The 11,285-nt window shown below is 60.3% G+C and carries 13 protein-coding genes and 2 pseudogenes; 5 read left to right on the top strand and 10 right to left on the bottom strand.

The genetic code is table 11. The features are described 5' to 3' along the window. Window positions 1-132: pseudogene (locus tag AC1DNW_RS34025) on the top strand (galactonate dehydratase); the annotation flags it as partial. A gap of 229 nt (window positions 133-361) precedes the next feature. Continuing rightward, a pseudogene (locus AC1DNW_RS34020) lies at window positions 362-573 on the top strand (SDR family NAD(P)-dependent oxidoreductase); the annotation flags it as partial. A gap of 97 nt (window positions 574-670) precedes the next feature. Here the strand turns inward: AC1DNW_RS34020 and AC1DNW_RS34015 are convergent. From AC1DNW_RS34015 to AC1DNW_RS34000, 4 genes are read right to left on the bottom strand one after another with little or no spacing between them, the layout of a single operon-like run. After that, entirely contained in the window at window positions 671-976 is a 306-nt protein-coding gene (locus AC1DNW_RS34015; RefSeq protein WP_113301971.1) for a metal-sulfur cluster assembly factor, read from the bottom strand. Continuing rightward, on the bottom strand, window positions 963-1,490 hold the full coding sequence (locus AC1DNW_RS34010) for a DUF2249 domain-containing protein (protein ID WP_113301972.1): 528 nt from the start codon (window positions 1,488-1,490) through the stop codon (window positions 963-965). Before AC1DNW_RS34010 ends, AC1DNW_RS34015 begins: the two co-directional genes overlap by 14 nt. Continuing rightward, window positions 1,474-2,847 (bottom strand): hypothetical protein, encoded by a 1,374-nt coding sequence (locus AC1DNW_RS34005; RefSeq protein ID WP_477855607.1) that lies wholly within the window; start codon window positions 2,845-2,847, stop codon window positions 1,474-1,476. Before AC1DNW_RS34005 ends, AC1DNW_RS34010 begins: the two co-directional genes overlap by 17 nt. 15 nt (window positions 2,848-2,862) lie before the next feature. After that, window positions 2,863-3,147, bottom strand: a complete 285-nt coding sequence (locus AC1DNW_RS34000; RefSeq protein WP_477855606.1) for a DUF2249 domain-containing protein — start codon at window positions 3,145-3,147, stop codon at window positions 2,863-2,865. A gap of 261 nt (window positions 3,148-3,408) precedes the next feature. Here AC1DNW_RS34000 and hemN point away from each other — a divergent pair, with 261 nt between their 5' ends. Continuing rightward, window positions 3,409-4,761, top strand: a complete 1,353-nt coding sequence (gene hemN, locus AC1DNW_RS33995; RefSeq protein WP_477855605.1) for an oxygen-independent coproporphyrinogen III oxidase — start codon at window positions 3,409-3,411, stop codon at window positions 4,759-4,761. A 151-nt stretch (window positions 4,762-4,912) separates the two neighbouring features. Here hemN and AC1DNW_RS33990 read toward each other — a convergent pair whose 3' ends face one another. The 6 genes from AC1DNW_RS33990 to AC1DNW_RS33965 form a co-directional block, all read right to left on the bottom strand. Continuing rightward, window positions 4,913-6,799, bottom strand: a complete 1,887-nt coding sequence (locus tag AC1DNW_RS33990) for a nitric oxide reductase activation protein NorD (RefSeq protein WP_477855604.1) — start codon at window positions 6,797-6,799, stop codon at window positions 4,913-4,915. A gap of 7 nt (window positions 6,800-6,806) precedes the next feature. Then, the gene (locus AC1DNW_RS33985) at window positions 6,807-7,619 is read right to left on the bottom strand and encodes a CbbQ/NirQ/NorQ/GpvN family protein (RefSeq protein WP_113312172.1); all 813 of its coding nucleotides are present in this window, start codon (window positions 7,617-7,619) and stop codon (window positions 6,807-6,809) included. Between the two features lie 27 nt (window positions 7,620-7,646). Continuing rightward, on the bottom strand, window positions 7,647-8,987 hold the full coding sequence (locus AC1DNW_RS33980; RefSeq protein ID WP_477855603.1) for a cbb3-type cytochrome c oxidase subunit I: 1,341 nt from the start codon (window positions 8,985-8,987) through the stop codon (window positions 7,647-7,649). 18 nt (window positions 8,988-9,005) lie between these two features. Then, window positions 9,006-9,458 (bottom strand): c-type cytochrome, encoded by a 453-nt coding sequence (locus AC1DNW_RS33975; protein ID WP_113301978.1) that lies wholly within the window; start codon window positions 9,456-9,458, stop codon window positions 9,006-9,008. A gap of 223 nt (window positions 9,459-9,681) precedes the next feature. After that, on the bottom strand, window positions 9,682-9,963 hold the full coding sequence (locus tag AC1DNW_RS33970; protein WP_113312170.1) for a cytochrome C oxidase subunit IV family protein: 282 nt from the start codon (window positions 9,961-9,963) through the stop codon (window positions 9,682-9,684). Beyond that, window positions 9,960-10,502, bottom strand: coding sequence for a cytochrome c oxidase subunit 3 (locus AC1DNW_RS33965; protein WP_477855602.1), 543 nt, complete (start codon window positions 10,500-10,502; stop codon window positions 9,960-9,962). Before AC1DNW_RS33965 ends, AC1DNW_RS33970 begins: the two co-directional genes overlap by 4 nt. Before the next feature lie 158 nt (window positions 10,503-10,660). On the opposite strand from AC1DNW_RS33965, the gene AC1DNW_RS33960 reads away from it, so the two are divergent. Both AC1DNW_RS33960 and AC1DNW_RS33955 read left to right on the top strand, forming a co-directional pair. Beyond that, on the top strand, window positions 10,661-10,816 hold the full coding sequence (locus AC1DNW_RS33960) for a hypothetical protein (RefSeq protein ID WP_007823775.1): 156 nt from the start codon (window positions 10,661-10,663) through the stop codon (window positions 10,814-10,816). Window positions 10,817-10,819: 3 nt separating this feature from the next. Next, complete coding sequence (locus AC1DNW_RS33955) at window positions 10,820-11,278, top strand: hypothetical protein (protein ID WP_113510006.1); 459 nt, start codon at window positions 10,820-10,822, stop codon at window positions 11,276-11,278. Window positions 11,279-11,285 lie beyond the last annotated feature (7 nt).

Here is an 11,285-nt window from a genome sequence, read left to right as displayed (position 1 = left end):
GTCTCCATTCCGCAAGGCCCCGGCCTCGGTGTCGAAGTGGACGAAGCCTATGTCATCGAGCGCGCCAAGGAAGGCCATCGCTGGCGCAACCCGATCTGGCGCCACGAAGACGGCAGCTTCGCCGAATGGTAAGGAGAGATGGTCCTATGTCGAAGCGCCTAAGCAACAAGCGCATCCCGGTGGCAGCCTGAGCATTCAGCAGCATTCGGCCTGACTGACTGATACCGGATTGCTTTTATCCGATCTCGAGTACCCCCCGCAATCTGGATCGCGGGTCCACGATTAGATTCCCTTCAAGAGCCGTATTCCGTTTTTCGACCACAGAAATTGTCGGGTTGACTTTACACGCTTCCGCAGAGCAAGCGGGAGGGAGCCTCGCATTGATGTGCTCGTCAACAATGCCGGAGTATGACCCCACCGTTGATGAGGACCGGACAAGGTTTCGAGTTCCAGTTTGGGGGGCAATCAACTCGGCACCTTCGCCCTTACGTCGTTGCTGCTGCCCAAATTGGCCGAAACGCGAGGGCGAGGGTCGTTGTGACTTCCAGCATCGCGCATTCGACCAGCAAGCTTGCCAATGCATGTTCTTCTTCAAGCTGGACTGACGCCTTCGCGCCGCCGGCTTGCCCGTGATTGCAGCGGGCGGCCATCCGGGCATGACTGCACAGTCTCAGGTCTTCGGCAGATCGAAGAGCGACACCATGTCCGGCGACCAGGCCGGTTCGTAGACGAGGTCGACGACGGCTCGGTTTACGCCGGCAATATCCTCAACGCGCTGACGCGCCGCCTCCGCAATATAGCCCGATGCCGGACAGAAGCGGGTGGTCGTGGTCATCTTGATCTTCACGACAGCAGGCTCGGTGACATCGATTTCGTAGACCAGACCGAGGTCGACGATGCTCGTTCCCATTTCGGGGTCTTCTATCTCGCGCAACGCATTGCGTACGTCCTGTTCCGTCACCTCAGACGCCAGCATTGTTCTGATCTCCCGTGGTTGTCCTGATCATGATTCGATAGGTCTTGCCGGACACATCGAAATTGCCGACCCATTCGTGGCCCCGTGCCTTCAATTCGTTGAAGAGGAAGACAGGTTCCCGGTTGAGAAGGGCAAACAGAACCTCGCCGTCCTCCATCGTCTCCAGTCGAGATAGAATGCGCTCCATTGGTTCAGGTGGCGCAAGATCGGTCAGATCGAGGTTCCAGACCGGATCAGGCCAGGCCGCTTCCGTCGCGGCGACGGCGGGTTCCGTCCGCTGGATGGGCTTGTTCGGAATGAACTCGATTTCCCAATCATCGTCAGCCAGACGCCTTGCGACATGTGAGTAGCCGCGCTTTTCGAGCTGGCGGATCAATGGGACGGGCTCGAATATCGCACGCAGCTTCAGACCCTCATCGGGATTTAGGCCGTCGAATGTGTCCATGATGAGCTGGAATGGCATCCCGCCATTGCGCAGAATCTGTCGGACGTCGAGTTCACGGAACTGAACCATTGGCGTTACCTCTGTGGTTTGCGGCGACGAACAGCGCCGGTTTATGAAATGGTGCGGTCTTGATCCGGGGTTCTACGTTCGCCAGCGCGCGGGCGAGCACCAGCTCAACGATGAGCGCGAAGGTCGATGCGGTTTGCACGACTGCGAACATGCGAAAACCCATGTCCGATCCAAAGCAGAGCGCGATCGCGGCGCCAACTACGGAAAGGTAGAAAAGGCCAAGCCAGACGCCGGCCCGGCGTCCGTTGATTAGTTCGCCGAGCTTCGGCGTCGGCCTGCGGCCAAGAAGCGGGCCGAAGGCCTCGATCCAGGTGAGAAATGGAACGATCTTCAAGAGCTGGGCGAGACCGAAGCCGGTGAGCCAGCCGAATACGAAGAGATAGACGATCGCCGACACGATACGCGTCTCTGCCTCGAGGAACAGGGACAAGGCAAGAAGGGCGACGGAGAGGCCGAGCATCGCGAAAGCCGGCAACGATCCCAGCGTATTCAGTTCGAGCCCCGGACGGCGTCTGGCGCGATATGTTCCGTAAATTTCGAAGAGGTAGGCAGCAACAATCAATGCAAACAGCAAAGCGGCCGACAGGAAAACGGCGCGCGCCAAACTGGGTGCGACGGCAGCACCGATCGCTGCGGTCGACAGAAGCAGAACCGCCAGCGTGCTTGATCGGCGAATGAGCTGAGCCCTGCGCATATCGTCGGACAGCAGAAACATCGGAAGCAGCTTGTAGCTGACGCCGATCGCCGCGAATGTCATCCATCCGCCAAGGCCGAAGCTCGCATGGAAGGCCACGGTTTCCATGCCGTAGGCGACGACTGCGGGTGCTCCTACCAGGCCGGAGATCGTCAGCGCGAACAGGGCGCCGAAGGCGGTCGTGACGAGAAGGCAGCCAATACCGAGGAGAACGAGGAGAGAGGCGGTATGCACCCGTCTTCCCCGCCATAGCAGCACGCAGAGCGGCAGCGAGACAACGGCGATGGAAAGTGAAAGTGTGACGCAAGCCGCGATCATGACCGGGCCGGCAGCTGCGGACCCGACAGCGATCAGGTGAAAGCCCAGCATGAGAAGCGCCGGGCCGGCGAGCAGACCGGCAAATGCGATCAGGTCGAAGTGGCCGGCAGGTCTTTCATTGCCTGTCAGGACCGGCGCGAACTGAAGCAGTGAGCCGATCATGAGAAGCAGAAGCCATCCGAGCGTCACAGCATGGACGATGGCAAGCGCTCCAGGTTCGGCAACATCGAGAGAAGGCATCCAGACGCCGGCTGCCAGCAGGCACTCTGCCAGCAGCAGGTAAGACAGTGCCGCGCCGAAATACGACATCGTCCACCGCGACAGGGTCGTGCCCACGGGCATCATGGCGCGTCTCCGGCGCTAGTGGCTGCCGCAGCAGCAGTCGCAACCCGCATCAAGGCGAGTGATCTCCACACGCCAGACATGCGGTCCCTGTTCCAGATATTCCCAGGAGAATTTTCCGGGCAGGGCGGTKTCGAGCTGGTACTGAAGGGGACGGGGTTCGTGGTCGCTGGTGATGTGGAGGCTCTGGCCCGGCGTCAGCGAATTCAACGTGCCGAAGATCCGGGGATGGCGTTCGACGGGCGGCAGTATCCGCACGTCGATGTGCGCAATAGCGGTCTGGGTGGCTTGCGCGTCTGTCATTATGGCTGTTTCCTTCTGCCGCGAGATGACGAATGACCGGACCGCGGCGTGCCCTGTATCGGAGCGGAAGATAGCCGGGTGCAGAATAGGCGACTTTGACAGTGAGCAAACAACCGGGCGATTTTGTCTGTCACTCTCGGCGCTCGCCGGTGCCTGGCTCACTGTTGTCAGCGTCATGCGGGTCGTTGTTGATCCAGGACAAGGAAGGCTGCCCCTTCGTCGGCATATGCACATCATGACATTCTCATGAAGGAAGCCGAAATGTCCGATGCCCTGATCGCCAAATATGGCGAGGCCCGCCTGCCACGCTATACCAGCTATCCGACTGCGCCTGCGTTTTCGCCGGCCGTCGGGCCGGAGCAATATGCACACGGTCTTTCAGAGGTCTCAGCCTCGGGACCCGTCTCCGTCTACCTGCATGTTCCCTTCTGTCGCTCCATGTGCTGGTATTGCGGCTGTCACACGACGATTACGCGCCAGGACGCACCCGTGCTCGAATATCTCGACGTCTTGAACCAGGAGATCGAACTGGTATCGCAGGCGGCCCGAAACGAGGTTCCAGTCAAGAATGTTCATTTCGGCGGTGGCACGCCGACGATCATGAAGCCGGACGAATTTGCGAGCCTGATGAACAAGCTCAAGAGCGCGTTTCAGTTTACGAGCGACTGCAGCGTTGCGGTGGAGATTGATCCGCGGACCCTGTCGGGCGCAATGATTGCCGCTCTTGGTGAGAACGGCGTCGACCGCGCAAGCCTTGGCGTCCAGAGCTTCGACCCGGTGGTCCAAAAAGCGATCAACCGGATCCAGAGCTTCGAGCAGACCCAGGCCGCCGTGACGGGGCTTCGAGGCTATGGTGTGACGAGTATCAATTTCGATCTTATCTACGGACTTCCGTATCAGACCGTCCAATCCTGTATTGAGACGGTGAGAACGGCGGTCGAGCTGCGGCCGGAGCGTTTCGCCGTTTTCGGATATGCCCACGTGCCGGCGTTCAAGAAGCACCAGCGGCTGATCGACGAAGCTGCACTGCCCGATGCCACGCAACGCAACGAGCAGGCCGAGGCGATTGCCGGGGAGCTGGAGGGCGCCGGATATGTTCGTGTCGGCCTCGACCACTTCGCATTGCCCGACGATCAGCTCGCCATTGCCTCGCTCTCGGGTACGCTGCGGCGGAACTTCCAGGGCTACACGACGGACGAATGCGAAACCCTGATCGGCCTCGGGGCCTCAGCAATCGGACGGTTGCCTGGTGGCTACGTGCAGAATCATGTCGCCCTTGGACGCTATGCCGAGCAGATCGCTTCCGGCATTCTCGCAACGGCCAAAGGCTATGGGCTGACCGGTGAGGACAAATTTCGCGCCAAAGTGATCGAACGGCTGATGTGCGACTTCAAGGTCGATCTCGCAAAACTCGGCGCGGAAGACGGCTATGATACCGGCTTCCTCCTCGAGCGGAACGACCGGCTGGACAGCCTCGTGTTGGATGGCGTGGTGACGATCGAGAATGGTCGCATCGCCGTCTCGAAGGAGCATCGCTTCCTGGTTCGTGCCGTCGCAGCAGCCTTCGATGCCTATCTCGGCTCCTTCGGCCGGACGCACAGCAAGGCGGCATGATTCCTGCTGACCGCCCCGTTTTGACAAGCAGCAGGCGATCGGCGGCAAGCGCCTGCCGGTCATTCCTCGCCCCCCTGATGAATGCAGAGAAAACCAGGCTGGAGCGATTCCGCCTGGTTTTCGCTTAGAGGCGGCTCGGTCTTTCGCGCCGCTAAGCCGTCAAACTCCGGTAGATCGCAGGCAGCGCGCTTGGCAATTTCGAAATGTTCGAGACGAGTGCAAACCCGGATCTACCGAAGATTGCCGGCAGGTAGTCGCCGGCGCTGCGATCGACCGTCACGGCGAAGACCGCCTGTCCTTTCGTGCGCGCTTCCATAACGGCCTTGCGGCTGTCTTCGAGGGCGAAGCGACCCTCGTAGTGATCGACGTCGTTGGGTTTGCCATCCGTCAGGATAAGCAGCAGCTTCTTTCTTGCGCCGTCGCTTTCCAGCTGCCTGGACATGTGCCGGATGGCCGCTCCCATGCGCGTATAGTAACAGGGTCTGAGGCTGGCGATACGGCCGGMGGTTTTGGCTGAGAAAGTCTCTTCGAAATCCTTGATGGTGTCGATGCGAACCCAGTCGCGACGCCTGGACGTGAAGGTCTGGATGGMAAAACGGTCGCCGCAGGATTGCAGACCGCGGGCAAGGACGTCGAGCGCCTGCATTTCCACGTCGAGAACCCGGCGATTGTCGACCCAGGAGTCCGTCGACAAGGAGACATCGACGAGGATCGAGGTCGCAAGTTCGTGGCAGGCGGGGCGGGCGCATGCGTAGATGCGGTCGTCCGGCTGACCGGTGGCGATAAAGTCGATGCGGGAGCGGATGGCCGCTTCGAGATCGATCTGATCTCCGTCCAGTTGAGCCCTTCGCAGTTCCCGCTTGKGTCGCAGCGTCTCGAACTGGCGCCTGACCTTGCGCACGAGAGCGGCGTCGCTGATGATTGCCTGGTCCACCTTGTCTGACGGCGAGCCGACCACCACGCGGCAATGGTCGGCAAGATATTGGCTCTTCCGGAAATCCCATTCCGGATAGGTGAACTCCCCGTCTATCATCGTCGGGTCGGCGGCTTCCGGCGAGAGGTCCAGGTCGAAATGGAATTTGGATTTCGGCCGTTCGCGCGTTTCGCTGAGCGTGATCTCCTCGAGTTCATTGGCCGCCGCCGGATCGTCCTCTTCGCTGTCATCGCTCGGGCGATCGACATTGACCATCTCCGCCATGGCGAGGATCTTCTCGAAGCGGTTCAGTATGAAGGGATCACGCTTGCGGTCGTCAGCGTCACGTTTGCGCGTCGCCTCATGCGACGGTCGCGCCTGTCGGTCGTCACCTGCCTGATCGGATGGAAGGTCATCGCGTTCGGATGGGCTTAACTCGCTGCGGCCCCTGAAATCCGGCCAGATCGGCAGAGGCAGCATCGGCAGGTAACCGGCGGGGGCGGCCGCTATCTTCGGGCGAATGGTGTCGGGAAGGGGATGATGCAAGGGAACGGTGAGTGCCAGCTGGGCGAATTCCTCAATCCACCGTTCCGCTTGAGGAAGCCTCCCGCGCCTCCGGCAGCCAAGCAGCGCCTGGGTCAGCCGCGCATAGCGTGCCGCCATTCCGGGAAACTTCTGGATGACCAGGGCGGAATTTTCCCGACCCGTTTCGATCCGCCACAGATCGGCGAGAGCCGGATCGGCAGGGGACGAAACGGACGGTGCGGTCGCCACATAGGCGGACAGCCAAAAATAGAGATCCCGGTTGAGCGAGCGCTCGTCGAAAAGATCGACAACATCAGGCAGATGGATTGCCGTGCCGTCCCAGCCCGGATGGTCGGACCTCTCCTCGCCGAGGCCGATGACTTGTCTCAGCCGCAGCCTGTGCATCGAGGTTTTCTGCCGTGCTCTCTGGATCTGCAGCGTAGCGTCTCCGCCGAATGCCCTGAAGCAGACGGCAAGCTGCGGTCTTAGCTCCGCAAGGTGAACGGCCGCAGCAGGATGATGTGGCCATGAACTGGTGTCGCCGACCAGCCGATGCCAGGCGCGCCCCACCGTCTCTTCGAGTTCCAGAAATTCCAGCATGCTTCACCTATCCGATCGCGGCCCTGGCAACCTCGACGAGGGCGGCCTTGACGTCCGGTTCGTCTGTCAACGGCTCGATAATTGCTGCCCGTACCGCGTCGATTGCTGGCAGGCCTGCGTCGATAAGCGAAGCGCAGTAGATCAACAGGCGGGTCGAAACGCCTTCTTCCAGGTCCTGGCCCTTGAGCGCGCGCAGGCGCCGGGCAAGTTCGACGAGTGGCGCGACCCTGGCCTCGGCAAGACCGCTTTCCAGGGACACCGTGGCGATCTCCCGTTCCGGCGGAAGAAAGTCGAATTCGATCGAGACGAACCGCTGTCGCGTGCTGGGCTTCAGCGCCTTCATCAGGTTCTGATACCCGGGATTATAGGAGACCACGACCATGAAACCGGGACCGGCTTGCAGCACTTCGCCGGTCCGCTCGAGCGGCAGGATACGCCGATCGTCCGTCAACGGGTGGAGAACCACCGTCACGTCCTTGCGCGCCTCTACGATTTCATCGAGGTAGCAGATGCCGCCATCCCGAACGGCCTTGGTGAGTGGCCCGTCCATCCAGACCGTTTCGCCGCCCTTGAGAAGGTATCGGCCGGTAAGATCGGCGGCCGTGAGGTCGTCGTGGCAGGAGACCGTCGACAAAGGCAGGCCGAGGCGGGCGGCCATGTGCTGCACGAAGCGGGTCTTCCCGCAGCCGGTCGGCCCTTTCAGGAGGATCGGGAGTTGTCGCGTCCAGGCGTGTTCGAAAAGTACGCATTCGTTACCCTGGGGCGCGTAGTGCGGTATTTCAACGTCGGGATTGAGCGGATGATTGAAGGCTATCGTCATCATTGTTCTCCAGAAAAATGGCCCGCCTCATTCGGCGGGCTGGACCACTGGGCTTGCGACGCGCGTCCGTCCGGGAACGAGCACCGACCAGATGAACATCAGGGCGCTGATGAACACGAAGATGCCGGAGCCGAGTCTCACCCAGTAGAAGAGGGCGAGCTGATCCTGAACTTCCATGTATGACTGGCCGAGGACCCGCTGCAGGTGCACCTGGATGATGCCGGCGAAGGTGAGCGCGAAGGTCATGACCGACATGGCAGTACACATGATCCAGAAACTGGCGATCGACAGCCATTGATTATAGGGGGCGCGGCCGCGGATCTGCGGGACAGCATAGGCCATTGCCGCAAGGTTGAGCATCACATAGGCGCCGAAGAAGGCCAGATGTCCGTGGGCCGCGGTGACCTGCGTGCCGTGCGTATAATAGTTGACCGACGAGAGCGTATGCAGGAAACCCCATACGCCTGCACCAAAAAATGCCATGACCGAGCAACCGATCGACCAGAGAAGGGCGGCCTTGTTTTCGTGCTTGCGGCCGGCGCGCCAGGTCATGACGAAGGTGAAGACGACCATGGTGAAGAAGGGTGCCACTTCGAGCGTCGAGAAGAGCGATCCGATCCACTGCCAGTAACCGGGGGCGCCGATCCAGTAATAGTGGTGGCCGGTGCCGAGGATCCCTGAAAAAAGCGCCAGTCCGATGATGACATAGAGCCATTTTTCAACCACTTCCCGGTCGATACCGTTCAGCTTGATCATCAGGAAGGCGAGCACCGAGRCCATGATCAGTTCCCAGACGCCCTCGACCCAGAGGTGGACGACATACCACCAGTACATCTTGTCGAGTGCGAGATTGACGGGATTGTAGAAGGCGAAGAGGAAGAAGATCGCGACACCCCATAGGCCGAAGAGCAGGATGTTGGTGATGGTCGTCTTTCGTCCCTTGAGCGCCGTCATGGTGACGTTAAAGAGGAACATCAGCGCCACGATCACGATCCCGACCTTGATCGCGAAGGGCTGCTCCAGAAACTCGCGGCCTTCATGAATATGGAAGAGATAGCCGACGAGGGCGACTGCCGCCGCGATCAGAAAGATCCAGAACTGCGCGATTGCGATCCTGGTGCTGTAGAGCTCGGTTTCGCATTCCTCCGGCAGCAGGAAATAGGTCGTTCCCATGAAGCCCATGAGCAACCAGACGATCAGTGCATTGGTGTGGATCATGCGTACGATGTTGAAGGGCAGTTCGACGGATAGCGTGTTGGGCAGCACGTAAATGGTGCCGGCGAGCACACCGAACAGGAGCTGCGCCATGAACAGGCCGAGAGCTCCGTAAAAATAGAGCATTGCAATGCTCTGGGTCTTGTACTTCATTTCTATACCCTCTCGCTGTCAGCCGGCCTGGTTCGGGGGCCAGTTTTGAGTGTTGATCTTGCTGACCCATTCGAGGAAGTCGGCAAGGTCATCGACCTCCCGGTCTGTCAGATTGAATTGCGGCATCTGCCGTCGACCTTCGATGCCGGAGGGTTGTGCCGCCATCCATGCGTGGAGTGCTTCGCGGGCATTCGCCGGATCCTTGTCCCCACCCCAGCGGATCCAGACGTTCGACAGTTCCGGCGCGAAGTAGGCGCCCTCGCCATCGAGGGTGTGGCAGTTGATGCACGCGTTCTTTTCCCAGACATGTTTCCCCCGGGCGACGCTTTCCGTCAGGGTCGCCTCATCCGTGGAGACCGTCCGGATGTAGTAGTGACTGTGGGCCGTCAGGCCCACGAATATGGCAAAGAAGAATGCTGACCCGCCGTAGAACACGTTTCGGGCCGCGGTTTTTGTCAGGCGTTCAGCCATCGATCATCCTTTCATGTCAGTGGCGGTGCCGCCGTGACGTCGGAAATCGAGCCAGCGGGCTCGCTGGAAGGGAATGGCGGAATTCGACCGTGAGCTCTTTGCTCATTCGCAAGCAATCGGATGATTGCACGATGGAGGCATGCACAGTGAGGCGTGCGAGAGAAGCCTGCGGCCGGGGGCGACCGGCTTGCACACCGCAACTTTTGAAGAGCGAAGCGAAACGTCAAACAGACAATTGCAGGGTGGCGCGCACGACCGCAATCAGCAGCACGAATGCCGCCCAGGACGACAAGGCCGCGATCAACGGCGTCCGCGCCCCACGAAGCCTGAGAAAATCCAGCACGACCAGGCGGATCTTGATGATGGCGATGGCAGCGATCACCAAGGCGATCAAAGCCGGAGGCACCCCGTCCGGCAAGGCACGCGTCAGGATGAACATGCAGCCCGTCAGAACAAGGAGCAGCAGCAAGGCGCGCGAGCAGTTCGGACGATCGGAATGTTTCATAGCAGGTAGATCACCGGAAACATGACGAGCCAGACGATGTCGATCACATGCCAGAGTGTCGTGATCAGATGGACGTTTTCCCGCGTCGGAAAGACCGCGACGAGGACGAGGATCATCGATCCGAACGCCACATGTGTCAGAYGAAACCCGGTGATCAGAAGATAGAGTTGCGAGAAGGGATCGCCGGAGAGAAGGGATGCGCCTTCGAACGCATATTCCATGCATTTGAGCCCGCCGAAGACGACCCCGCCCAGCGCCGCCGCTAGAAGCATCATGCGCCGGCGAGGAATTGCGCTCTGTTCGACCGCCTTGGCAGCAAACCAGCCGCTTGCCAGAAGARCGATCGTGTTGACGATCGGCAGGGCGTGATGAAGCTTCGCTTTGCCGGCTGCGAATGTTTCCGGATGCAGCACGGAGGCGACGACGAACGCCGTCAGCAAAGCCCCGAAGGCGACCAGCTCGCTCCAGGCGAGGATCCATACCAAAAGATCGCCGTTGTCGGTATCGCGCACGTCTTGGCTTGAGATTGTCGAGGTCATGGCCGGTGTTTATGACGAGGCAGAGCCCGCGTCTTTGTAAAACCGCAAACAAGCGTGCGTCCCTCCGGATGAGCCGCTCGTCGAGCCGGAGTCTCTTTGATCGATCTCAAAGAAGTGCCCGCCGTGACTGGCTATCCTGCGCCCGAAAAGGAGAGCTCATGAGCGACGCACAAATCGGACTTTCGATAGCAACACCTGTCATCGTGATCTTCGCGATCATGCTCTACAGGATGGGCGTACTGCAACGGACAGGCGTCGTGACTGCGGTCATCGCTGCGATCGCCATTGCCGCGAGCCTGTTCCTCCAGAGGTGAGCGATGAGCAGCACGAAATGCGCTTTTCACGAGCTCGAAGCGCGCTATGGCGAGCTCTTGTCCTGGTGCGATCTTCTTGAGGCGATCGCCGATTTTCTGCCATGCCACATCGATGAGCGGCTCTGCGGCGCGGTCGCCGACGGGCTCCTTCCTCTGCTTCTGACCAGTCACCGACTGGAGGAACAGATTGGTTCGGGCTGGTTGGGAGCGATCATGAGCGGCAGCGAGCGATCCGAGACGGAGGACCACCTCGAGGCTGGTCGACTTTTCAATCTTGAGTCGGCGCAGGATGTGGTCGAGGTGCTACAGGCGCTGCAAGATGGCCGCTGCTTGCTGTCCTTCGACGCGGTCAACTACCTGCTCAGATCGTTTTTTTGTGCCTTGCGTCGGCATATCGCTGCCCAGCGTCGGATCATTAGGCGGATAGACGAGCCATCCAGAGCCGAGCTCGGCATGGCGTGATCCAGGC

The organism is Rhizobium sp. 05L429, from assembly GCF_056397645.1.
The sequence above is the reverse complement of the archived record's forward strand: the minus strand, read 5'-3'. Positions and strand labels throughout refer to the sequence as shown.

Excerpts from the sequence above, each read along its gene's own strand:
- AC1DNW_RS34010 (WP_113301972.1), bottom strand. The coding sequence starts at position 1,490 with ATGGTTCAGTTCCGTGAACTCGACGTCCGACAGATTCTGCGCAATGGC.
- AC1DNW_RS34005 (WP_477855607.1), bottom strand. The coding sequence starts at position 2,847 with ATGATGCCCGTGGGCACGACCCTGTCGCGGTGGACGATGTCGTATTTC.
- AC1DNW_RS33985 (WP_113312172.1), bottom strand. The coding sequence starts at position 7,619 with ATGACGATAGCCTTCAATCATCCGCTCAATCCCGACGTTGAAATACCG.
- AC1DNW_RS34015 (WP_113301971.1), bottom strand. The coding sequence starts at position 976 with ATGCTGGCGTCTGAGGTGACGGAACAGGACGTACGCAATGCGTTGCGC.
- AC1DNW_RS33955 (WP_113510006.1), top strand. The coding sequence starts at position 10,820 with ATGAGCAGCACGAAATGCGCTTTTCACGAGCTCGAAGCGCGCTATGGC.
- AC1DNW_RS33975 (WP_113301978.1), bottom strand. The coding sequence starts at position 9,458 with ATGGCTGAACGCCTGACAAAAACCGCGGCCCGAAACGTGTTCTACGGC.
- AC1DNW_RS33960 (WP_007823775.1), top strand. The coding sequence starts at position 10,661 with ATGAGCGACGCACAAATCGGACTTTCGATAGCAACACCTGTCATCGTG.
- AC1DNW_RS33970 (WP_113312170.1), bottom strand. The coding sequence starts at position 9,963 with ATGAAACATTCCGATCGTCCGAACTGCTCGCGCGCCTTGCTGCTGCTC.
- hemN (WP_477855605.1), top strand. The coding sequence starts at position 3,409 with ATGTCCGATGCCCTGATCGCCAAATATGGCGAGGCCCGCCTGCCACGC.